21 protein-coding genes and 1 tRNA gene are annotated in these 22,289 nt (G+C 58.7%); 20 read left to right on the top strand and 2 right to left on the bottom strand.

Annotated features, from left to right (window positions below; translation table 11 throughout):
• The first annotated feature begins 254 nt into the window (after window positions 1–254).
• Window positions 255–479 carry a hypothetical protein gene (locus tag MUBE_RS14155; RefSeq protein ID WP_116541023.1) on the top strand — a complete coding sequence of 75 codons (225 nt, stop codon included), beginning with the start codon at window positions 255–257 and terminating at the stop codon, window positions 477–479.
• A gap of 14 nt (window positions 480–493) precedes the next feature.
• Here the strand turns inward: MUBE_RS14155 and MUBE_RS16140 are convergent, their stop codons facing one another.
• Together MUBE_RS16140 and MUBE_RS14150 are read right to left on the bottom strand one after the other, a co-directional pair.
• Window positions 494–643: a hypothetical protein gene (locus MUBE_RS16140; RefSeq protein WP_165849887.1), complete on the bottom strand. Its 150-nt coding sequence runs from the start codon at window positions 641–643 to the stop codon at window positions 494–496.
• A 1,192-nt stretch (window positions 644–1,835) separates the two neighbouring features.
• Window positions 1,836–1,908, bottom strand: a tRNA-Arg gene (locus tag MUBE_RS14150).
• Between the two features lie 173 nt (window positions 1,909–2,081).
• Between MUBE_RS14150 and argS the strand changes: the two genes are divergently transcribed.
• From argS to MUBE_RS14050, 19 genes are all read left to right on the top strand, one after another.
• Window positions 2,082–3,734 (top strand): arginine--tRNA ligase, encoded by a 1,653-nt coding sequence (argS, locus tag MUBE_RS14145; protein ID WP_116541022.1) that lies wholly within the window; start codon window positions 2,082–2,084, stop codon window positions 3,732–3,734.
• Window positions 3,731–5,149 (top strand): diaminopimelate decarboxylase, encoded by a 1,419-nt coding sequence (gene lysA / locus MUBE_RS14140; protein ID WP_116541021.1) that lies wholly within the window; start codon window positions 3,731–3,733, stop codon window positions 5,147–5,149. Before argS ends, lysA begins: the two co-directional genes overlap by 4 nt.
• Before the next feature lie 3 nt (window positions 5,150–5,152).
• Window positions 5,153–6,478, top strand: a complete 1,326-nt coding sequence (locus tag MUBE_RS14135) for a homoserine dehydrogenase (protein WP_116541020.1) — start codon at window positions 5,153–5,155, stop codon at window positions 6,476–6,478.
• Window positions 6,475–7,557 (top strand): threonine synthase, encoded by a 1,083-nt coding sequence (gene thrC, locus MUBE_RS14130; protein WP_116541019.1) that lies wholly within the window; start codon window positions 6,475–6,477, stop codon window positions 7,555–7,557. Before MUBE_RS14135 ends, thrC begins: the two co-directional genes overlap by 4 nt.
• Window positions 7,558–7,636: 79 nt before the next feature.
• A complete protein-coding gene (thrB, locus tag MUBE_RS14125; protein ID WP_424399106.1) occupies window positions 7,637–8,581 on the top strand; it encodes a homoserine kinase in 945 nt (314 codons plus the stop codon).
• 268 nt (window positions 8,582–8,849) lie between these two features.
• Entirely contained in the window at window positions 8,850–10,682 is a 1,833-nt protein-coding gene (gene rho, locus MUBE_RS14115) for a transcription termination factor Rho (protein WP_116541024.1), read from the top strand.
• A gap of 223 nt (window positions 10,683–10,905) precedes the next feature.
• Window positions 10,906–11,160: a 50S ribosomal protein L31 gene (gene rpmE / locus MUBE_RS14110; protein ID WP_116541018.1), complete on the top strand. Its 255-nt coding sequence runs from the start codon at window positions 10,906–10,908 to the stop codon at window positions 11,158–11,160.
• 90 nt (window positions 11,161–11,250) lie between these two features.
• Complete coding sequence (prfA, locus tag MUBE_RS14105) at window positions 11,251–12,324, top strand: peptide chain release factor 1 (RefSeq protein ID WP_116541017.1); 1,074 nt, start codon at window positions 11,251–11,253, stop codon at window positions 12,322–12,324.
• Complete coding sequence (prmC, locus tag MUBE_RS14100; protein WP_116541016.1) at window positions 12,321–13,214, top strand: peptide chain release factor N(5)-glutamine methyltransferase; 894 nt, start codon at window positions 12,321–12,323, stop codon at window positions 13,212–13,214. The genes prfA and prmC overlap by 4 nt, the downstream gene beginning before the upstream one ends.
• Window positions 13,207–13,860, top strand: coding sequence for an L-threonylcarbamoyladenylate synthase (locus MUBE_RS14095; RefSeq protein ID WP_116541015.1), 654 nt, complete (start codon window positions 13,207–13,209; stop codon window positions 13,858–13,860). The genes prmC and MUBE_RS14095 overlap by 8 nt, the downstream gene beginning before the upstream one ends.
• A 32-nt stretch (window positions 13,861–13,892) precedes the next feature.
• Complete coding sequence (locus MUBE_RS14090) at window positions 13,893–15,095, top strand: glycosyltransferase family 4 protein (RefSeq protein WP_116541014.1); 1,203 nt, start codon at window positions 13,893–13,895, stop codon at window positions 15,093–15,095.
• 258 nt (window positions 15,096–15,353) lie between these two features.
• A complete protein-coding gene (locus tag MUBE_RS14085) occupies window positions 15,354–15,818 on the top strand; it encodes an ATP synthase subunit I (RefSeq protein ID WP_116541013.1) in 465 nt (154 codons plus the stop codon).
• On the top strand, window positions 15,815–16,570 hold the full coding sequence (gene atpB / locus MUBE_RS14080) for a F0F1 ATP synthase subunit A (protein ID WP_116541012.1): 756 nt from the start codon (window positions 15,815–15,817) through the stop codon (window positions 16,568–16,570). The genes MUBE_RS14085 and atpB overlap by 4 nt, the downstream gene beginning before the upstream one ends.
• A gap of 92 nt (window positions 16,571–16,662) precedes the next feature.
• Window positions 16,663–16,908: a F0F1 ATP synthase subunit C gene (locus MUBE_RS14075; protein ID WP_045842934.1), complete on the top strand. Its 246-nt coding sequence runs from the start codon at window positions 16,663–16,665 to the stop codon at window positions 16,906–16,908.
• Window positions 16,909–16,929: 21 nt separating this feature from the next.
• Entirely contained in the window at window positions 16,930–17,442 is a 513-nt protein-coding gene (locus tag MUBE_RS14070; RefSeq protein ID WP_116541011.1) for a F0F1 ATP synthase subunit B, read from the top strand.
• A gap of 5 nt (window positions 17,443–17,447) precedes the next feature.
• Window positions 17,448–18,788, top strand: coding sequence for a F0F1 ATP synthase subunit B/delta (locus tag MUBE_RS14065; RefSeq protein WP_116541010.1), 1,341 nt, complete (start codon window positions 17,448–17,450; stop codon window positions 18,786–18,788).
• 59 nt (window positions 18,789–18,847) lie between these two features.
• The gene (gene atpA, locus MUBE_RS14060) at window positions 18,848–20,515 is read left to right on the top strand and encodes a F0F1 ATP synthase subunit alpha (RefSeq protein WP_116541009.1); all 1,668 of its coding nucleotides are present in this window, start codon (window positions 18,848–18,850) and stop codon (window positions 20,513–20,515) included.
• A gap of 6 nt (window positions 20,516–20,521) precedes the next feature.
• Window positions 20,522–21,418 (top strand): F0F1 ATP synthase subunit gamma, encoded by an 897-nt coding sequence (locus MUBE_RS14055; RefSeq protein ID WP_116541008.1) that lies wholly within the window; start codon window positions 20,522–20,524, stop codon window positions 21,416–21,418.
• A gap of 44 nt (window positions 21,419–21,462) precedes the next feature.
• Window positions 21,463–22,289: F0F1 ATP synthase subunit beta (locus MUBE_RS14050; RefSeq protein ID WP_481318838.1), on the top strand; the 827-nt coding region annotated here is incomplete at its 3' end.

Raw genomic sequence — 22,289 nt, 5'->3', positions numbered from 1 at the left:
TACAAACAACTCACAACACCACCCGCTTTACCGACGGACTCACGGCTACCAGAACATCCACACAGTAGATCAACTCACACAACCCATCGACCCACACCACCACACCCCACATAAAACAAAACCACACAACACCAGACCAGGGTGGGCAGAAGATCGGACATTGTTTGCGAAGGTCATAAAGTTGTTCCTTGTCTCCTTCGAAATTGAGAGTAAAGCAATGAGTTTCATGTCAGATTTGGTAAAATTGCTACAGGATGTGGCCGAGCAACTGGGCGCGACTGCCTACGCCGCCAGTTCGGTCTTCTGGACAATGCATCGGTCTGATTACCAAGCTGGTGGCGCTCGTGGTAGATGCAGCATTCAGTGCCGGAGACTTGTACGCGGTGCAGAACGCGCTGCCGCCACGCTGTAAACCGGTGGTGTCGTGGAACACAAACCTAGCCACTTTTAACGCAATTTACGTGTTGGCTTATGGTTGACTTGCAGCAGTTCGTCATTGTCGACTCGTATCGGGGACACCCTCAAAATGGTCAGCCATTTGTTCGGCACCAACCAGCGCGCCACCGGGCAGCGCGGCACTCTGCTGTGGTTCTGCACTGGCTCCGATGTCGTGGTGCCGTAGGCCCTTTAGACTTCTGTTCATAACCTAAGCTCCAGGCTAGAGGGTGGGGCACAGGAGCGTGAACCGCCCTACCTCTGACCCCAGGTCTGCGCGTCGGGTAATCTTCCACTCAGCCGGTTAGAGGGCGTTTACGGTGGTGCGGCCGAATCATTGGAAATCGGCCTGGCGGATGATGCTGAGGGCGACAGTGATTGCTGTTTAGGTGTCCTCGATGGCGTGAGCTGCATCGACTGCGGCTCGCAGCTCGGACTCTGCGGTCTTAACCGCTTTTTCGCTGCGATGCACGGCGCATGTAACTGGCGTCGCGGGCGTTGGTCGGATGATTCGATCTTGTTGGGTCATCCGTGGATGTCGGTCTTATGCTTCATGGTCGTGTCATCACCTCAAGGTAGTCGCAGAACTTTGGGCGTAGCAGGTCGTCGTGGACGATCTGGGCGGTTCACCTGTTAAGATGACTATCTTTAGAAGGTGTCCGTTCTGGTCGGGGCTGATGAAACTCCGCCGTGGTATTTAAGTTCGACGTAGCGCAAAGTGTGGTGTCGTCGCTGATGCTGTGCTTGCGGGCACTAAACCTTTACTTGCACGTGTGGACTGTAGCCTTATACAAGGTGGCCATGTAAAAGCCTGTTGTATACGGATCTTGCGTTGGTCATCGGACCATCGCCAGGGTGGACTTCCCAACCGGCGTTGGCTCTGTAGACGCGTAAAGATCAATCACAGCAACCAGCGTTCGCCGTCGTGGGCAGATCCTTAGGGGTGGTTATACGGTGGAGCCGGCGCTGCAACTCATTCAGCAGCCAGCAACGCTCCGCGCTGTTAATGTAACTGGGGTCGCTCGTGCTCATCGTGACTGCCCCCACCCAATCTAGCTCGTCGGCGAATTACCGCGGCCCGGGGCTAAAGTTCTTGGCTTGACCTGAGCTGGGCAGATCGGTCGTGAGATGAACTGCCGGAGTATCGACGGCGTCATCGAGGTCAAGGGTGTCGTTTAGATCTTGGACCGCTGAGGTCCAGGCGATCACGCTGGAGCCGGTGACATCGCGTGCGTGGACTATGATTATGCAGCCGTGAGGAGTATTGATATACTCGGCGCCGGCAGGTACCGGGACGTCAGGCGGTGGTCGGCATAAGGGGGCTCCAGTTCGTTCAGCGCTCGCCGGCCTATCTTGTTGCAGGAATACTGTGCGAATTTACATCTGCGCTTATCACATAGTGCCCCCGGCAGGATTCGAACCTGCGGCCTTCTGCTCCGGAGGCAGACGCTCTATCCCCTGAGCTACGGGGGCGCACAAATAAACATGTTGCTAAACTTCTGCGCCAGTGGGCTCTGACAGAGTAGCGCATCAGGAAAGCTGGACTGTATGGTCTAGCTTTCCTCCGCAAGGGGGAGGTGTTCCCACCTCAGACGGTTGTGCAACGGATTCGGGCCTTATGATCCCACCCCATAGGATGGACTTTTGTGACCTCCGCTGACCTGGCTGAGCTACTCAAAATCACCGCTACTGCGGTGCTGGCCGAGCGCGGGCTCGATGCCGCCGTGTTGCCACAGACGGTTACCGTGGAGCGGCCGCGCAATCCCGAGCAGGGCGATTATGCCAGTAACCTGGCTATGCAGCTGGGCAAAAAGGTTGGAGCAAACCCGCGTGAGCTAGCCGGATGGCTTGCCGAGGCACTAGCACGGGCTGATGGCATCGCGGACGTAGAGGTGGCCGGACCGGGCTTCATCAACGTGCGCCTTGAGACGTCGGCACAGGCCATGATTGTCAACACTGTCCTTGACGCTGGTAACAGCTTCGGTTATTCCGACGACCTGGCTGGCCACCAGATCAACCTGGAATTCGTCTCGGCCAACCCAACCGGGCCTGTCCACATAGGTGGTACCCGGTGGGCTGCTGTCGGGGATGCGCTTGGTCGGTTGCTGTCGACGCAGGGCGCCGATGTGGTGCGCGAATACTATTTCAACGACCACGGCGTTCAGATCGACCGGTTCACCAACTCTTTGATCGCCGCGGCCAACGACGAGCCAACCCCGGCCGACGGCTACGTAGGCACCTACATCACCGATATCGCCGAGCAGGTGGTACAGCAGGCACCCGACGTGCTGAGCCTACCTAGATCCGAGATGCACGCGACCTTTCGCGAAATCGGCGTCGATTTGATGCTCACCCACATCAAAAAGTCGTTACACGAGTTCGGCACCGATTTCGACATCTACACCCATGAAAACTCGATGCACACCAGTGGCCGGGTCGATGAGGCCATCGCCAGGCTTCGCAAGACCGGCAATATCTATGAAAAGGATGGTGCAACTTGGTTGCGCACCAGTGCTTTTGGCGATGATAAAGACCGCGTTGTGATAAAGAGTGACGGCAAGCCAGCGTATATCGCCGGTGATCTCGCGTATTACTTGGACAAGCGACAACGTGGTTTCGATCTGTGCATCTATATGCTTGGCGCCGATCACCACGGATATATAGCTCGGCTCAAGGCTGCGGCTGCTGCGTTCGGCGACGATCCGGCCACCGTCGAGGTACTCATCGGACAGATGGTGAGCCTGGTTCGTGACGGACAACCGGTCCGGATGAGCAAGCGTGCCGGCACCGTTATTACGCTCGATGATCTGGTCGAAGCGATTGGTGTCGATGCCGCGCGCTATAGCCTGATCCGCTCGTCGGTGGACACTGCGATCGACATTGACTTGGCACTGTGGTCCTCGGCGTCGAATGAAAATCCTGTCTATTACGCGCAATACGCGTATGCTCGGCTATCGGCGCTGGACCGCAACGCCGCCGAACTCGGCCTGATTGCCGACACAAACCGCCTTGGGCTGCTCAGCCATGATAAGGAGGGTGCGTTATTGCGCACCGTTGGTGAATTCCCCCGGATGCTCAAAACCGCAGCTGCACTGCGCGAACCACACCGAATATGCCGTTATCTAGAAGATCTGGCCGGCGACTACCATCGGTTTTACGACTCCTGCCGGGTGTTGCCCCAGGGCGACGAGCAACCCACTGATCTGCACACCGCGCGTTTGGCTTTATGTCGGGCTACTCGTCAGGTTATTGCCAACGGGTTGGCGATCCTCGGAGTCAGTGCCCCGGAGCGGATGTGAACGTCCATCCCGCTGGTCTCCGGAGCGTCGAAGAAATCCATCACGTGGCGACCCCACCGCAGCCACAAGCTCCAGATGAGCTGTTGCGGTTAGCATCAAATGTGTGGCCATACAACACGACTCGAGATGAAACCGGAGTGGCCCGCATTGCGGGCAGCAAACTGACCGACCTTGCGCAGGAGTACGGGACTCCGCTGTTCGTCATTGACGAGGACGACTTTCGCGCCCGTTGTCGGGATATCGCGGCGGCATTCGGCGGCGGGGAAAATGTGCACTATGCCGCTAAAGCTTTCCTGTGCACAGAGATAGCGCGGTGGATCGACGAAGAAGGTCTTTCTCTCGACGTGTGCAGCGGAGGTGAGCTGGCCATCGCACTACATGCTGCCTTTCCTCCGGATCGGATTACCTTGCACGGCAACAACAAATCTGCCGCGGAGTTGACTGATGCGGTCAAAGCTGGAGTGGGCCATATTGTTTTAGATTCGACGACAGAAATTGAGCGCCTTGATGCCATCGCGAGCGAAGCGGGCATCATCCAAGATGTTCTGGTACGCGTGACCGTAGGTGTAGAGGCATACACGCATGAATTCATAGCCACTGCACACGAAGACCAAAAGTTTGGGCTGTCGGTGGCTAGCGGTGCGGCTATGGGAGCGGTCCGTCGGGTATTCGCGACCGATCATCTACGACTGATTGGGCTGCATAGCCACATCGGTTCGCAGATCTTCGATGTCGCCAGCTTTGAGCTTTCTGCGCACAGGGTCATCGGCCTGCTGCGCGATATTGTCGGTGAGTTTGGTCCGGAAAAGACGGCCCAGCTATCGACCGTCGATCTCGGTGGTGGCTTGGGGATTTCGTACTTACCGGACGATGACCCACCACCGATAGTCGAGCTGGCGACCAAATTAGGTGCCATTGTAAGCAACGAGTCCGCCGCCGTTGGGTTACCGACTCCCAAGCTGGTGGTTGAGCCTGGGCGCGCGATCGCTGGACCGGGCACCATCACGCTGTATGAAGTCGGTACTGTTAAGGATGTCGACGTGAGCGCCACGGTGCACCGGCGCTATGTCAGTATCGACGGGGGCATGAGTGACAACATCCGCACCGCACTCTATGACGCGCAATATGACGTCCGACTTGTCTCCAGGTTCAGCGATGCACCAGCGGTAGGGGCTCGCATCGTCGGAAAGCACTGTGAAAGTGGCGATATCGTGGTGCATGACACCTGGGTACCCGGCGACCTTCAGCCTGGTGACCTACTTGGAGTAGCCGCAACGGGGGCCTACTGTTATTCGCTGTCAAGCCGTTACAACATGATCGGTCGTCCCGCGGTGGTCGCGGTGCGCGCCGGGCAGGCTCGTCTGATCCTGCGCCGAGAGACGGTCGACGACCTGTTGAGTTTGGAAGTGAGGTGACCTGTGTCCGGTAACGAAAAACCGGTCGGCGTAGCGGTACTCGGGTTGGGAAATGTCGGCAGCGAAGTTGTCCGCATTATCGAGGGTAGTGTTGATGACCTTGCGGCTCGCATCGGCGCTCCACTGGTGCTACGCGGCATCGGGGTGCGTCGTGTCGCCGCCGACCGTAATGTTCCGGTCGGTCTGTTGACCGACAACATCGAAGCACTTGTCTCACGTGAGGACGTCGATATCGTCGTTGAAGTGATGGGGCCAGTCGAGCCGTCTCGCAAGGCGATTCTCTCTGCACTCGAGCATGGCAAGTCCGTTGTCACGGCAAACAAGGCGTTGCTGGCCACCTCTACAGGAGAATTGGCGCAGGCAGCCGAAAGCGCGCATGTCGACTTGTATTTTGAAGCAGCAGTGGCAGGTGCCATACCGGTAATCCGTCCATTAACTCAGTCGTTGGCCGGTGACACCGTACTGCGGGTGGCCGGCATCGTGAATGGCACCACTAACTACATTCTGTCCGCAATGGATAGCACCGGAGTCGACTACGGCAGCGCGCTGGCCGATGCGAGCGCGCTGGGCTACACTGAGGCCGACCCCACCGCGGACGTTGAAGGTTATGATGCCGCGGCTAAGGCTGCGATCCTGGCATCGATCGCTTTCCATACACGGGTGACTGCTGCTGACGTCCATCGTGAGGGCATTACCAAGATTACCCCGGCCGACTTTGTGTCAGCGCGGGCATTGGGCTGCACCATCAAGTTACTGTCCATCTGCGAGCGCATCACTGCCGACGATGGCCAGCAACGAGTTTCGGCCCGCGTGTACCCGGCGCTGGTGCCCATGTCGCATCCGCTTGCCACGGTCAGCGGAGTGTTCAACGCCGTAGTGGTGGAGGCCGAGGCAGCTGGGCGGCTAATGTTCTACGGCCAGGGTGCTGGCGGTGCGCCCACTGCGTCGGCGGTGACCGGCGACTTGGTAATGGCAGCGCGCAACCGAGTGCTCGGCAGCCGCGGGCCAAAAGAATCCAAGTATGCTCAACTGTCTGTGGCGCCAATGGGTTTCATTTTGACTCGGTATTACGTGAGCATGAACGTCGCGGACAAGCCTGGCGTACTATTTTCGGTGGCAGCAGAATTTGCCAAGCGCGAGGTGAGTATCGCCGAGGTCCGACAAGAAGGCGTGGTGGATGATGGCGGACGACGGGTGGGAGCCCGTATTGTCGTGGTCACCCATAGCGCCGCCGACGCCGCGCTTTCCGAAACTGTCGATGCGCTGGCCGGCCTAGAAGTCGTGCAGGGTGTCACAAGTGTGTTGCGACTGGAAGGAACCAGCCTGTGAGCGGTCAGCAGACGACCACCCAACAGCCCTGGTTGGGCGTGATCGCGGCGTATCGGGACCGATTACCAGTGGGCGACGATTGGACTCCGGTCACCCTGCTCGAGGGCGGCACGCCACTCATCGCTGCACCCAGACTGTCCGAACAGACCGGCTGCACGATCTACCTTAAGGTGGAGGGCCTCAACCCCACCGGCTCCTTCAAGGACCGGGGGATGACGATGGCAGTGACCGATGCACTGGCCCGCGGACAGCGGGCCGTGTTATGCGCGTCGACGGGAAATACCTCAGCGTCGGCGGCGGCGTACGCTGCCCGTGCAGGCATCACCTGTGCGGTACTCATTCCGCAGGGCAAGATTGCGATGGGCAAGCTCGCACAGGCGGTTATGCATGGTGCCAAAATCATCCAGATCGACGGCAACTTCGACGATTGCCTGGAACTGGCTCGCAAAATGACTGCTGACTTCCCGATGATCTCGTTGGTCAACTCGGTCAACCCGGTGCGCATCGAAGGCCAAAAAACAGCGGCGTTCGAGATCATTGACACGTTGGGCACCGCACCACACGTACATGCTCTTCCGGTCGGCAACGCCGGGAACATCACTGCGTATTGGAAAGGATACACTGAATATCATGCCGATGGCCTGATCGACAGGCTGCCCAGAATGTTGGGCACCCAGGCCGCGGGCGCGGCTCCCCTGGTACTCGGCGAGCCGGTGAGCCACCCCGAGACCATTGCTACTGCGATCCGTGTCGGCTCGCCGGCGTCGTGGACGTCGGCAATCGAAGCCCAACAGCAATCCAAGGGGCGATTTTTGGCCGCGATGGATGAGGAAATCTTGGCTGCATACCATCTGGTGGCGCGTGTGGAAGGCGTCTTCGTCGAACCTGCATCAGCAGCTAGCATCGCCGGCCTCTTCAAAGCCATTGCTGACGGTTGGGTGGTTCGTGGGTCAACGGTGGTGTGTACGGTAACCGGCAACGGTCTCAAGGATCCTGCTACGGCGTTGAAGGATATGCCGAGCGTGTCCCCGGTGCCTGTTGATGCTGCCGCCGTTGTCGAGCAGTTGGGATTGGTTTAGTGACGATCGTAAGGGTGATGCAGTCAGGTGCGGCGGCTCGCCACACATTAGACTCTATGCAAGGTTGTTGGTGACCCGGATGCTACCTGTTGGGCTGGTGGCGAGTGCCGTAGTTGCGGCGTCCAGTGCGAACCTCGGTCCGGGTTTCGATAGCATCGGCCTGGCGTTGAGTCTTTGTGACGAGATCGTTGTCGAGACAATAGATTCCGGCTTAGTTGTGATAGTGGACGGTGAGGACGCTGATCAGGTGTCGACAGGCCCTGAACATCTGGTGGTGCGTGCTGTCCGACGTGGCCTGCAGGCTGTCGGGGTCAACGCGGCTGGCCTGGCAGTGCACTGCCGCAACGTCATCCCGCACTCCCGCGGTCTTGGTTCCTCTGCAGCAGCTGTGGTTGGTGGCTTAGCGACAGTGAATAGCCTTGTTGCACAAGCTGACTTGAAGGATTTGACACCGCTAAGCGAAGTTCAGCTAATTCGACTTGCGTCGGAGTTCGAAGGCCATCCCGACAATGTGGCGGCTGCAGTATTGGGCGGTGCAGTGGTTTCGTGGATTGACCGCAGTTGTGACCAGCTTGACTACTGCGCGGTACCGCTGCGGCTTCATCCTGATATCCAGCTGTTTGCCGCGATTCCTGAGGAGCGCTCGTCAACCGTGGAGACTCGGGTGTTGTTACCCGCCCAGGTCAGTCACGACGACGCGAGATTCAACGTGAGCCGTGCCGCGTTGTTGGTGGTAGCGCTCACCGAGCGGCCAGATCTGCTGATGGCCGCGACAGAAGATGTGCTTCATCAGCCGCAACGTGCCTCGGTGATGCCGGCTTCGGCGGAATACCTGCGACTGCTGCGGCGTCATAAAGTGGCAGCAACACTTTCTGGAGCGGGTCCATCCATAATCGCCTTAAGCATACAGTCGGAGTTGCCCCAGGAAGCGATGGAGTACGGCGCTGCAAACGGATTTATCATTATTAAGATGACCGCCGGCGAGGGAGTTCGCTGGCGGTCAGGAGTCACAGTTCCTGGTTAATCTACACCGTTGCCGGCGGGTTTGCTTGCTTCCGGCAAGAAAGCGGGCTATCCTTAAGAACATCTAGCAAGTGCAGCAGCTGCATGTGCATCCATACTGCCTTGACGCTAGGACAATGCCAATTCTTCTCGTGCACGAGGTTTGCCGTTTTGGGCCGCCGATCTTGGCGATTACCGTTAATAGAGTCGATGGTTGGGCGTACTCAGCACTTTGGCTGAATGCAACGACCCCTCGTATGACGGGATCAGCGAGGGAAGAAAGGAAATCCGTGACTGAAACGGACCTCATCACGGCTGGCGAAAACACTGACGGCACGGAGCTGTCGAACACCGTGACTAAAGACACTTCAGACGTCAGAACCACTGCGGCTACAGTGTCCCTGGGATCGCTGTCCACGATGGTGTTGCCCGAATTGCGGGCGCTGGCTAATCAAGCCGGTGTTAAGGGCACGTCGGGCATGCGTAAGAACGAACTGATCGCTGCCATTGAGGAAAGCAGGGGGCAGGCCAATGGTACGTCGGTCAATGACAGTACATCGAGGGACCAGGGGAGATCCGAAAAAGCAGTCAGCGTCGAAGTGCCGGCTGCTCAAGAAGGGCAAAACGATCCAATCGTCGCAGTGCCTCGTCGGGAAAGCCGCGGCGCTTCCCGTGAAGTGGGTGCCGCAGCCCGCACAGGCACGGCAGAAGCTACGGAATCGGGCCGCCAGGGCACCGCTGTCGACGAGACAGACACCCTCCAAGCGGACCAATCGGACATCAGGACCGACGAGCGCGGGCCAGATGCGGGTAGCGATCAGGGCGTTGAACAGCAGAGTTCAGGTTCGCAGCCGCGCGGTAACGACGACGGCGAGGGTCGTCAGGGCAGGCGCGGACGCCGGTTCCGCGATCGTGATCGTAGGCGGCGCGGTGAACGGTCGGGCGACGGTGCCGAGGCCGAACTGCGTGAGGATGATGTAGTCCAGCAGGTGGCTGGCATTCTTGACGTTCTCGACAATTACGCGTTTGTGCGTACTTCGGGTTACCTGGCTGGTCCGCACGACGTTTATGTGTCGATGAATATGGTGCGCAAGAATGGTTTGCGCCGGGGTGACGCAGTGACCGGCGCGGTTCGGGTACCCCGAGAAGGTGAGCAGCTCAACCAGCGTCAGAAGTTCAACCCGTTGGTGCGTCTGGACAGCATCAACGGTGGATCGGTCGAGGATGCTAAGAAGCGGCCCGAGTTCGGCAAACTGACACCTTTGTACCCCAACCAGCGACTTCGTCTGGAAACCGCGCCTGATCGGCTGACCACTAGGATTATTGATCTGATCATGCCAATCGGCAAGGGCCAACGCGCGTTGATCGTGTCGCCACCCAAGGCCGGCAAGACGACGATCCTGCAGGATATCGCCAACGCGATCACTAAGAACAACCCGGAATGTCACCTCATGGTCGTGCTCGTTGACGAGCGGCCCGAGGAAGTCACCGATATGCAGCGCTCGGTCAAAGGCGAGGTCATCGCTTCTACGTTCGATAGGCCGCCGTCCGACCACACTTCGGTTGCCGAACTCGCTATCGAACGTGCCAAGCGGCTCGTAGAGCAGGGCAAAGACGTCGTGGTGCTACTTGACTCTATCACGCGCTTGGGGCGCGCCTACAACAACGCGTCGCCGGCCTCGGGTCGTATCCTCTCGGGTGGTGTCGACTCCACCGCGCTGTATCCACCCAAGCGATTCCTTGGTGCCGCCCGCAATATCGAGGAAGGCGGGTCCCTGACCATCATTGCCACCGCGATGGTCGAGACCGGGTCAACTGGAGATACGGTTATATTCGAGGAGTTCAAAGGTACCGGCAACGCCGAACTCAAGTTGGACCGCAAGATTGCTGAGCGACGGGTTTTCCCCGCGGTCGACGTCAACCCTTCCGGTACCCGCAAAGACGAGCTTTTGTTGTCGCCTGACGAGTTCGGCATCGTGCACAAGTTGCGCCGTGTGTTGTCAGGTCTGGATTCCCACCAGGCTATCGACTTGCTGATGTCGCAGCTACGCAAGACCAAGACGAATTACGAATTCCTGGTGCAGGTATCCAAGACGACGCCAGGCTCCATGGACGATGACTAGCGGCCCACGCCGGAGGTAAAGTGCGGCGAGCAATATCGTGATACCGCCTCGGTCAACTGGTCGGGAATGCGCGGGCGCATCTGGGTGTTTGGGGGGATGGCGGTTGACTTAGCATAGTAATCGGCGGTCGGCCATCCGAGAACCACCTCAGGTTCTTGGCGTTCTTGCCTGGTCGTTGGATCGACACGGGGACCCGGGCGGTAAACGACAAAATGAGGAGACCATGAAAGCTGATATTCATCCTGCCTACGAGGAGACTACTGTGGTCTGCGGGTGCGGCAACACTTTCCAAACACGCAGCACCAAGCCGGGAGGTCGCATCGTGGTCGAAGTTTGCTCGCAGTGCCACCCGTTCTACACGGGTAAGCAGAAGATTCTGGACAGCGGTGGCCGGGTCGCCCGCTTCGAAAAACGCTACGGCAAGCGCAAGGTTGGAGCTGATCAGGCGGCTGCGTACCCGGGGCAGGGTGACAAATAGCTGGCTCACCGACGCCCGAACTGTGTGTGAGCCCGTGCAGGCCGGATATTGGTTCGTGTTCGGCGGTAGCAGTTTGCGGCAGGAGTTGATATGACGCAGCCGGTGCAGACGATCGACGTGTTGCTTGCCGAACACGCCGAGCTAGAGCTTGCGATGGCAAACCCGGAATTGCACAACAATCCCACCGAGGCGCGCAAAGCCGGACGTCGGTTCGCCCGATTGGCTCCGATCGTGGCGACGCACCGCAAGCTGATATCGGCGCATGACGATCTGCAGACCGCACGTGAACTCGCCGCCACTGATGAGTCGTTCGCTAACGAGGTCGCTGAACTGGAATTACGGGTAGCCGAATTGGATACTCAACTCACCGACATGCTGGCGCCACGTGACCCACATGATCCCGACGACATCGTGCTTGAAGTGAAATCTGGCGAGGGTGGCGAAGAATCAGCCTTGTTTGCTGCCGACTTGGCCAGGATGTATGTCCGCTACGCCGAGCGGCATGGCTGGACGGTGACGGTGCTGGACGAAACCACCTCGGATCTGGGCGGCTATAAGGACGCGACGTTAGCGATCGCTAGTAAGGGTGAAGCTGTCGACGGGGTGTGGTCGCGAATGAAGTTCGAAGGCGGGGTGCACCGGGTGCAACGGGTACCGGTAACGGAATCCCAAGGTCGCGTACATACTTCGGCGACGGGCGTGCTGGTCTATCCGGAACCCGAAGAAGTGGGTGAGGTGCAGATCGACGAATCGGATCTGCGCGTCGACGTATACCGGTCTTCAGGCAAAGGCGGTCAAGGCGTTAATACCACTGATTCCGCAGTGCGGATCACTCATCTGCCCACCGGGATTGTTGTCACCTGTCAGAATGAACGGTCGCAGCTGCAGAACAAGACACGTGCGTTGCAGGTGTTGGCCGCCCGTCTTCAGGCAATGGCAGAGGAGCAAGCCCTAGCTGATGCGTCGGCGGATCGGGCCAGCCAGATTCGCACGGTGGACCGCAGTGAACGCATTCGTACCTACAATTTCCCGGAGAACCGGATCACGGACCACCGAATCGGTTACAAATCACATAATCTCGATCAGGTCCTAGACGGTGACCTGGATGCGCTTTTTGATGCGTTAAGTGCTGCTGACAAGCAGTCAAGGTTGCAGCAGGCATGACAACTCCGTTGCGGCGTGCGATTGACTCTGCTACAATGCTCCTCAGAGAAGCGGGTGTCAGGTCCGCGCGTTATGATGCCGAGCAGCTCGCTGCTCACCTGACCGGCACTGACCGTGGTCGGTTGGCCTTGCTCGACACACCTGACGACGAGTTCTTCGGGCGTTACCGTGATGCCATTGTTGCGCGGTCGCGACGGGTGCCGCTGCAGTATCTCATTGGGACGGTGTCGTTTGGTCCGGTAGTATTGCAGGTCGGCCCAGGTGTGTTTATACCGCGCCCAGAGACCGAGGTCATGTTTGCGTGGGCGATAGCACAGCGGTTGCCGGCACGACCGGTGATTGTAGATGCGTGCACTGGGTCCGGCGCATTAGCTGTCGCGCTGGTCCAGCACCGACCTGCGGCACGAGTGATTGGTATCGATGACTCCGATGCGGCTCTGGACTACGCACGCCGCAACGCTGAAGGCACCGCAGTAGAATTCGTGCGCGCCGATGTCACCACCCCGGGCCTGCTTCCCGAACTTGATGGACGTGTCGACCTCTTGGTGGCCAACCCGCCCTACGTTCCCGATGATTCCGTCTCACAATGCATTCTGGAACCTGAGGTAAACCAGTATGATCCGCGTCATGCAGTGTTTGGCGGGCCGGATGGAATGGCGTTGACGGCTGATATCGTCGGTCTCGCTGGGCGTTGGCTGCGCCCCGGGGGCTTGTTTGCCGTCGAGCATGACGACAGTACATCGGTGCCAACCTGTGCATTAGTGTGTCGAACAGGCCTTTTCGACGAAATCCTAGCCCACCAAGATCTGGCCGGTCGGCCGAGGTTTGTGACGGCCCGCAGGTGGGGGCACCTCTCTCGCGCGGGGGAGAGAAGTGGCGCACATGAATGAGGTGTTCGACTGCACTGACCCGGGCCAGCGTACGCGCGGGATCGCTTCGGCGGTTTCGGCGCTCAAGAGTGGTCGACTGGTTGTAATGCCAACGGACACCGTCTATGGTGTCGGTGCCGACGCCTTCGATAGTGCCGCAGTGGCCACGCTGTTGTCGGCGAAGGGGCGAGGACGTGACATGCCGGTGGGCGTCCTGGTGGGCTCCTGGCACACCATCGAGGGTCTGGTCTATACGATGCCCGACGAGGCCAGTGAGCTGATCCGGGCATTCTGGCCGGGCGCGCTGAGCCTGATAGTGATGCAAGCGCCCTCGTTGAACTGGGATCTTGGCGATGCACGCGGCACAATTATGCTGCGAATGCCGTTGCATCTGGTTGCCATCGAATTGTTGCGTGAGGTCGGACCGATGGCGGTTTCTAGCGCCAACGTCTCCGGTCAGCCCGCCGCGGTCGATGCCGACGGGGCGCGTAGTCAACTTGGCGAACTGGTCGGGGTTTATCTCGATGCCGGTCCGTCGACGCAGCAGGCCGCTTCGACTATCGTGGACCTGACCGGAGAAACCCCGCGGATCCTGCGACCTGGCCCAGTGAGCACTGTGCGGATCGCGGAGGTGCTGGAGGTGGAACCTACGAGTCTTATCGCCTAGCTGGTCGGCGTGGTTAATCAGGTATCAGGAAGGTGGCGTACGTTTTCGAGGTGTCCAGCGACCTAGCCCGCTTTGCCAGTGGTTTATTCGCTTTGTCTGATCGCAGCGCCGGTGTTCCACTGCGCGAACTTGCCCTAGTCGGGCTGACTGCCGCGATCATTACTTACTTCGCTACCGGGCCGGTACGGGTGTTAGCCACCCGCTTGGGAGCCGTCGCCTATCCGCGGGAACGCGATGTGCATGTGACTCCAACCCCACGGATGGGTGGGCTGGCCATGTATCTTGGCGTGCTAGCTGCTGTCTTTCTGGCGTCCCAGCTTCCGGCACTCACCCGCGGGTTCGTCTATTCCACGGGCATGCCCGCGGTGCTGGTGGCCGGTGCGGTGATCATGGGTATCGGGTTGATCGACGACCGCTGGGGTCTAGATGCGCTGACGAAATTCGCGGGTCAGATCACCGCGGCCAGCGTGCTGGTCACCATGGGCGTTGCCTGGAGCGTCCTCTATATACCACTGGGTGGCGTTGGCACCATTGTGTTGGACCAGACCTCCTCGATCCTGCTGACTTTGGGGTTGACCGTCTCGATCGTCAACGCGATGAACTTCGTCGACGGACTAGACGGACTGGCTGCCGGACTGGGGCTTATTACCGCGATGGCAATCTGCATATTCTCGGTTGGCTTGCTCCGTGACCACGGTGGCGACGTGTTGTTTTATCCGCCAGCTGTGATTTCGGTAGTGCTCGCGGGAGCCTGTCTGGGTTTCCTGCCGCACAATTTTCACCGAGCTAAGATTTTCATGGGCGATTCCGGGTCGATGCTAGTTGGCTTGATGCTCGCGGCAGCCTCGACAACCGCTGCAGGACCGATTTCGCAGAACGCTTATGGCGCTCGCGATGTGTTTGCTCTACTGTCACCGTTCCTGCTGGTGGTGGCGGTAATGTTTGTGCCTATGCTTGACTTGTTGTTGGCGATCGTGCGTCGCACTCGTGCGGGCCGCAGCGCCTTTAGCCCTGACAAGATGCACTTGCACCATCGGCTGCTGCAGATTGGGCATTCACATCGGCGCGTGGTGCTGCTGATCTACCTCTGGGTGGGCATCGTCGCGTTCGGCGCAGCGAGTACGATCTTCTTCAATCCGCGTCACACCGGAGCGGTCATGCTGGGCGCAATTGTGATCGCCGGCCTGGCGACGGTGATCCCGCTGCTGCGCCGCCGTGACGACTATATACAATAAGCACTTAAGTAAATTCTACTACGTGGGGTAGTAGTTACGCCTGCCGTGTGGTACGGTGCAGCTAGAGCCCCGAAATAAATCTCGCGGGTTGCTGGCCATCCGCCATATCGGATGCTTGTCTGAGCGTGCCACTGTATGACCGACACAGGGAGCTACCCCTTGGGTAATTCCAGCACGACGACTGCGATACGCTCTGCGGGCCACCGATCGGTCGGTCGAGTGGTTCTAGGTCTATAAACCCGGGATTGAGGTAGTGCAGTGACGACACCAGCGCAGGACGCGCCGTTGGTGTTTTCCGCTGTTGTTTTCCGCCCGGTTCGGCTTTTTATCGTCAGCATTGCCCTCGCCGGGTTGGTGGTGCTCGCCGCCGGTTTGTCTGGTTACCTGATGGTCGGTGTTTTCTTGAGCATCGGGCTGCTACTGGGTGTGCTCAACGCTCTCTTGGTGCGGCATTCAGTCGAATCGATCGCGGCTCAAGACCATCCGCTGAAAAGATCAATGGCGCTCAACTCTGCATCACGGTTGGCGATAATCACTGTCCTCGGGTTGATCATTGCATACGGTTTTCGACCGGCTGGCTTAGGTGTGGTATTCGGATTGGCGTTGTTCCAGGTGCTACTGGTGTTATTGACCATGCTGCCGGTCTGGAAGAAGCTGCGTTCCGGGGAAGTAGACAGCAATAGTAGTACTCAACGTATCAGAAGGGAGGAGCAGCAGCGATGACTGAGACGATCCTGGCTGGGGGGCAAATCGAGGTCGGCGAGCACCACACCGCCACCTGGCTCAGGATGACCGTCAACACCGACACGGTACTATCTACCGTGATCGCGGCGGCGATCGTCATCGCTCTGGCCTTCTTTTTGCGTGCCAAGGTCACCTCAACGGGCGTGCCTGGTGGCGTGCAGTTGTTCTGGGAGGCAATTACAATACAGATGCGCGCTCAAATCGAGAGCGCTATTGGCATGCGGATCGCTCCGTTCGTGCTGCCGTTGGCGGTCACGATCTTCGTGTTCATCCTTATTTCCAACTGGCTCTCGGTGCTGCCGCTGCAGTACACCAACGCTGATGGGCACACTACCGAGGTGCTCAGCTCGGCGGCGGCCGACATCAGTTACGTGCTGGCGCTGGCGCTTTTTGTCTTTGTCTGTTATCATATGGCGGGCATCTGGCGTCGCGGCATTGTCAGACACCCGGTAGCGGTGCTCAAAGGTCATGTTGCGTTCCTGGCGCCGATTAACCTGGTTGAAGAAATCGCAAAGCCGGTTTCGTTGTCGCTTCGACTCTTCGGCAATATCTTCGCTGGCGGCATTCTGGTTGCCCTGATCGCGCTGTTCCCTCCGTACGTCATGTGGGCGCCGAACGCGATCTGGAAGTCGTTCGACCTGTTCGTCGGCGTTATCCAGGCATTTATCTTCTCTATTCTGACCATCTTGTATTTTGGCCAAGCCATGGAGGTTGAGGACCATCACACCTGAAACCACCACAAATTGGCCTGACCCACAAGGCATTACTTCAAGCCCGGTAGATCGCTGCCGAATAGCTGCGGAGATGTTAAGGAGGACAAAGTATGGACCCCATGATTGCTCAGGGTGCACTCATCGGTGGTGGCCTGATCATGGCCGGCGGTGCAATTGGTGCCGGTATTGGTGACGGTATGGCAGGTAACGCACTGGTTTCGGGTATCGCCCGCCAGCCTGAGGCGCAAGGTCGCTTGTTCACACCGTTCTTCATCACCGTCGGCCTGGTTGAGGCGGCCTATTTCATCAATCTGGCGTTTATGGCGTTGTTCGTCTTCGCCACACCCGTCAAATAGTCTCGCTGTGATGGGTTGTAAATGCGTGAAGTAAGCTCGATCGTTCTTGCCACCAGTCAGGCAACAGAGGAAGGCAAGAGCAGCAATTTCCTCATCCCCAACGGCACTTTTTTCTTCGTGTTGGCCATTTTTCTAGTGGTACTTGGCGTGATCGGCATTTTTGTTGTGCCGCCGATACTGAAGGTATTGCGGGAACGCGACGCCATGGTCGCCAAAACCCATGCCGACAACAAGATGTCGGCTGAACAGTTCGCTGCCGCCCAGACCGACTATGAAGCAGCCATGAAGGAGGCACGAGTCCAGGCATCGTCCTTCCGAGACAATGCCCGAGTGGACGGTCGGAAGTTCGTCGAAGAAGCATGCGCTCGTGCGGAACAGCAGGTGATGTTGACGTTGCATGCTGCAGACGAGCAACTGAAGCGAGAGCGAGACGCGGTGGAACTGGATTTGCGTGCCAACATGGGTGTTATGTCGGCGATCCTGGCCAGTCGAATCCTAGGTGTTAACAGCACTGCCTCTGTTGTGACGAGGTAGCGCCAATGTCAACATTCATCGGCCAGTTGGTGGGTTTCGCTGTTATCGTTTACCTAGCTTGGCGGTATGCAGCACCGTCGGTGCACCGTTTGATGCGCACTCGGCAGGACATGGTGCGCCGACAGCTGACCGAGGCGGCCGAGGCCGCAGGCCGACTAGCTGAAGCAAGTCAAGCCTACACCAAGGCCGCTGAAGACGCGAAAGTCGAGGCACAGCGTGTCGTTGAAGAAGCTGCTGAAGACGCCAAGCGCATTGTCGAACAGTTGCAAGCCCAGGCCGATGTCGAGGCGGAACGCATCAAGTTACAGGGAGCTCGCCAGATCGAACTGTTACGGGCACAGCTAACTCATCAACTTCGTCTAGAGTTTGGCTACGAATCTGTGCGCCAGGCAGAAGAATTGGTGCGCAATCAGGTAGCCGACACAGCGCAACAGTCGGCCACCGTCGATCGTTTTCTCGATGATCTCGATGCCATGGCCTCTAAGGCTGTAGAAGTTGAGTATCCGTTGTTGGCGAAAATGCATTCGGCCAGTCGGCGGGCGCTGGTCGACTTGGCGGATCGATTTGGTGCCATCGCCAAGAGCCTAGACAATCAAGCGTTATCTACCCTTGCCGGTGAATTGGTGTCGGTCGCCAAAATGCTGGACCGCGAAATCGTGGTGACTCGGTATCTCACCGTGCCCGCTGAGAATGTGGCGCCCCGGGTCCAGTTGATCGAGCGATTAGTATCCGCCCATGTCGGCGACCCGACGATGGAGATACTGCGCGCGGCCGTCTGTCAGCGCTGGTCGGCCAACGCCGATCTGATTGATGCCCTCGAACACATTGCGCGCCAAGCGCTATTAGAAGTCGCTGAACGTGACGGCCAGGTCGATGAGGTCGAAGACCAGCTGTTCCGGTTTTCCCGCATTCTCAATGTTCAGCCGCGACTTGCCATCTTGTTGGGCGACTATGCGATGCCAGCTGAAGGTAGGATTCGATTGCTGCACGATGTGCTGCAGAGCGCGAGCAGAGTGGTCAACCCGATTGCAGTCGCCCTGTTGTCTCAGACAATCGAGTTATTAAGAGGTGAGCCTGCCGAGGAAGCAGTACTTTTTTTGGCCGAAGTTGCTGCGGCTCGTAGTGGCGAAGTCGTTGCCCAAGTTAGTGCAGCGGCCGAGCTTAGTGATGCCCAGCGCACGCGCCTCACCGAAGTGCTCAGTCGCATCTATGGCCATCCCGTGACCATGCAGCTGCGAATCGACACCGCATTGCTGGGTGGGCTCTCAATCGCTGTGGGCGACGAAGTGGTCGACGGGACACTTGCGTCTCGTCTGGCTGCGGCCGAGGCCGCGTTACCCGACTGAACACGAACTAGTCACTAATCCAGGCGAAAGACGAAAATCAAGTAGGAAGACGAAAAGCCATGGCCGAGTTGACAATTTCCGCTGCCGACATTCAGAATGCGATCGAGGAGTACGTAAGCTCCTTCACCTACCACACGTCCCGTGAGGAAGTCGGTACTGTTGTCGATGCCGGGGATGGCATCGCGCACGTTGAGGGTCTGCCCTCGGTGATGACTCAAGAGCTGCTCGAGTTCTCTGGCGGGGTTCTGGGGGTGGCACTGAATCTCGACGAACACAACGTCGGTGCGGTGATCCTCGGTGACTTCGAGAACATCGAAGAAGGCCAACAGGTCAAGCGCACCGGCGATGTTCTGTCGGTCCTTGTCGGGGACGCGTTCATGGGGCGGGTAGTAAATCCGCTCGGTCAGCCGATCGATGGGCGCGGAGACATTAAGGCCGAAACTCGGCGCGTGCTGGAGCTCCAAGCGCCGTCGGTGATCCAACGGCAAAGCGTGAAGGAGCCGCTGCAGACCGGGATCAAGGCCATCGACGCGATGACGCCGATCGGTCGCGGCCAGCGTCAGCTGATCATCGGCGACCGTAAGACCGGTAAAACCGCGGTGTGTGTTGACACTATCCTTAACCAGCGTCAGAACTGGGAGACCGGCGATCCCAAGCGACAAGTGCGCTGCGTATACGTGGCCATCGGCCAAAAGGGCACCACGATCGCTTCCGTCCGCCGCGCCCTGGAGGAGGGCGGTGCGATGAGCTATACTACCATCGTTGCGGCGCTGGCATCGGATTCCGCCGGCTTCAAATGGCTTGCTCCGTACGCCGGTTCGGCGATTGCTCAGCACTGGATGTATGATGGTAAGCATGTGCTGATTGTCTTTGACGATCTGACCAAGCAGGCTGAGGCATACCGCGCTATCTCCTTGCTGCTGCGTCGTCCGCCAGGTCGTGAAGCCTATCCCGGCGACGTGTTCTACCTGCATTCGCGGTTGTTGGAGCGATGCGTGAAGCTTTCCGACGACCTTGGTGGCGGTTCGCTGACGGGTCTGCCGATCATAGAAACCAAGGCCAACGACATCTCAGCCTACATTCCCACCAACGTAATTTCGATCACCGACGGGCAGTGCTTCCTGGAGACCGACCTGTTCAACCAAGGTGTCCGGCCGGCTCTTAACGTCGGTGTTTCGGTGTCCCGGGTTGGTGGCGCGGCCCAGATCAAGGCCATGAAGGAAGTGGCTGGCTCGCTGCGTCTGGACTTGTCGCAGTACCGCGAGCTAGAGGCTTTCGCTGCCTTTGCTTCTGACCTGGATGCTACTTCCAAGGCGCAGCTGGAGCGCGGTGCGCGGCTAGTCGAACTGCTCAAACAACCGCAGGGCCAGCCTATGCCCGTCGAGGAGCAAGTGATCTCAATTTTTTTGGGCACCGGCGGCCACCTAGACTCAGTACCGGTCGAAGACGTCAGGCGGTTCGAGACCGAACTGCTGGATTACATCCGGGCTGCGCAAGAGAAAATCCTGACCGAGATCCGGAAGAGTCAAAAGCTCACCGACGAAACCGCCGATTCGCTCACCGAAGTCATCAAGAACTTTAAGAAGGGCTTCGCGGCGACCGGTGGTGCATCGGTGGTGCCTGACGAGCACATCGAAGCCCTCGATGAGGAGAAGCTGGGCAAGGAAACAGTGCAGTTTAAAAGCCCGCGCCCACGGTCGAGAACGCCCACGGTCAAGGAGAAGTAGCTAACCATGGCTGCCACACTTCGCGAACTACGCGGACGGATCCGCTCGGCGGGCTCGATCAAGAAGATCACTAAGGCCCAGGAGTTGATCGCGACGTCGCGTATCGCCAGGGCACAGGCCCGCCTGGAGTCTGCTCGGCCCTACGCCGTCGAGATTACCCGGATGCTCACGACCCTGGCTTCCGAGGCCGCTCTCGACCATGCACTGCTCGTCGAGCGTGCTGTACCCAAGCGTGCCGGCGTGTTGGTGGTGTCCTCCGACCGTGGTTTGTGTGGCGCTTACAACGCCAACGTCTTCCGCCGTTCCGAGGAGTTGTTTTCCCTGCTGCGGGCGGAAGGCAAGACGCCAGTACTGTACGTGGTCGGCCGCAAAGCGCTAAAGTATTACACTTTCCGTAACTGGGACATCACCAAGTCGTGGACTGGCTTCTCTGAGCAGCCCAAATACGACGACGCCGCCGAAATCGCTTCGGCGCTGGTTGATGCATTCATGCTCGGCAGTGGCGAGAGCGGTGTAGGGGTCGATGAAATGCATATCGTCTTCACCGAATTCAAGTCGATGCTATCACAGTCGGTCGAGGCTCGCCGGATGGCTCCAATGGTCGTGGAATACGTCGAGGAGTCCAGGTTGCCGCGTGCCCTGTACTCGTTTGAGCCAGATGCCACGACGCTCTTCGAAGCGTTACTGCCGCGGTACCTGACTACCCGCGTGTACGCTGAGATGCTCGAATCTGCGGCATCGGAGCTGGCATCGCGCCAACGAGCGATGAAATCGGCAACCGACAATGCGGATGACCTGATCAAGGCCCTGGCGTTGGAAGCAAACCGTGAACGGCAGGCACAGATTACCCAAGAGATAAGCGAAATCGTCAGCGGTGCAAATGCACTTTCCGGCGCTCGTTAGGTAGCTCATGAGGAAGCGAAGAGAATATGCTTGCTAATACTAAGATGTCGAAAACGACCGAGCAGACTGGAAGCACGGAGACCAACGGCCGCGTGGTACGGGTCACTGGGCCCGTTGTCGACGTCGAGTTCCCGCGAGGTTCTGTCCCGGAGCTTTTTAACGCACTAAACGCGAAGATCACCTTTTTCTCGCTCGCCAAGACCCTCACGCTTGAGGTTGCCCAACATCTCGGTGACAACTTAGTGCGCACCATCTCATTGCAGCCCACCGACGGGCTAGTGCGCGGAGTTGAGGTCACCGACACCGGTAGCCCGATTTCGGTGCCGGTTGGTGAGGGCGTCAAAGGGCATGTCTTCAACGCACTGGGGCACTGCCTGGATGAGCCTGGGTACGGAGAAGAGTTCGAGCATTGGTCGATTCATCGTAAGCCGCCTTCCTTTGAGGAGCTCGAGCCTCGCACTGAGATGCTTGAGACCGGCCTGAAGGTTGTGGATCTGCTGACTCCGTATGTGCGTGGCGGCAAGATCGCTCTGTTCGGTGGTGCTGGGGTGGGGAAGACAGTGCTAATTCAGGAGATGATCAACCGTATTGCTCGTAACTTCAATGGTACGTCGGTGTTCGCCGGCGTGGGGGAGCGCACTCGCGAGGGCAACGACCTATGGGTTGAACTTCAGGAAGCCAACGTGCTCAAGGACACCGCACTGGTGTTCGGTCAGATGGATGAGCCGCCTGGCACCCGTATGCGGACGGCACTGTCCGCGCTAACGATGGCGGAGTGGTTCCGCGACGAAGCGGGTCAGGACGTGCTGCTGTTCATCGACAACATCTTCCGATTCACCCAGGCTGGATCCGAAGTGTCGACGCTGCTCGG

The organism is Mycobacterium uberis (assembly GCF_003408705.1).
GTDB classification, from domain to species: Bacteria; Actinomycetota; Actinomycetes; order Mycobacteriales; family Mycobacteriaceae; genus Mycobacterium; species Mycobacterium uberis.
Note: the sequence above shows the minus strand (reverse complement) of the source record. Positions and strands in the feature narration are given on the sequence as shown.

Excerpts from the sequence above, each read along its gene's own strand:
- MUBE_RS14155 (WP_116541023.1), top strand. The coding sequence starts at position 255 with ATGTGGCCGAGCAACTGGGCGCGACTGCCTACGCCGCCAGTTCGGTCT.
- MUBE_RS16140 (WP_165849887.1), bottom strand. The coding sequence starts at position 643 with ATGAACAGAAGTCTAAAGGGCCTACGGCACCACGACATCGGAGCCAGT.
- thrB (WP_424399106.1), top strand. The coding sequence starts at position 7,637 with ATGCTACCTGTTGGGCTGGTGGCGAGTGCCGTAGTTGCGGCGTCCAGT.
- rpmE (WP_116541018.1), top strand. The coding sequence starts at position 10,906 with ATGAAAGCTGATATTCATCCTGCCTACGAGGAGACTACTGTGGTCTGC.
- prfA (WP_116541017.1), top strand. The coding sequence starts at position 11,251 with ATGACGCAGCCGGTGCAGACGATCGACGTGTTGCTTGCCGAACACGCC.
- prmC (WP_116541016.1), top strand. The coding sequence starts at position 12,321 with ATGACAACTCCGTTGCGGCGTGCGATTGACTCTGCTACAATGCTCCTC.
- MUBE_RS14095 (WP_116541015.1), top strand. The coding sequence starts at position 13,207 with ATGAATGAGGTGTTCGACTGCACTGACCCGGGCCAGCGTACGCGCGGG.
- atpB (WP_116541012.1), top strand. The coding sequence starts at position 15,815 with ATGACTGAGACGATCCTGGCTGGGGGGCAAATCGAGGTCGGCGAGCAC.
- MUBE_RS14075 (WP_045842934.1), top strand. The coding sequence starts at position 16,663 with ATGGACCCCATGATTGCTCAGGGTGCACTCATCGGTGGTGGCCTGATC.
- MUBE_RS14070 (WP_116541011.1), top strand. The coding sequence starts at position 16,930 with ATGCGTGAAGTAAGCTCGATCGTTCTTGCCACCAGTCAGGCAACAGAG.
- MUBE_RS14065 (WP_116541010.1), top strand. The coding sequence starts at position 17,448 with ATGTCAACATTCATCGGCCAGTTGGTGGGTTTCGCTGTTATCGTTTAC.
- atpA (WP_116541009.1), top strand. The coding sequence starts at position 18,848 with ATGGCCGAGTTGACAATTTCCGCTGCCGACATTCAGAATGCGATCGAG.
- MUBE_RS14055 (WP_116541008.1), top strand. The coding sequence starts at position 20,522 with ATGGCTGCCACACTTCGCGAACTACGCGGACGGATCCGCTCGGCGGGC.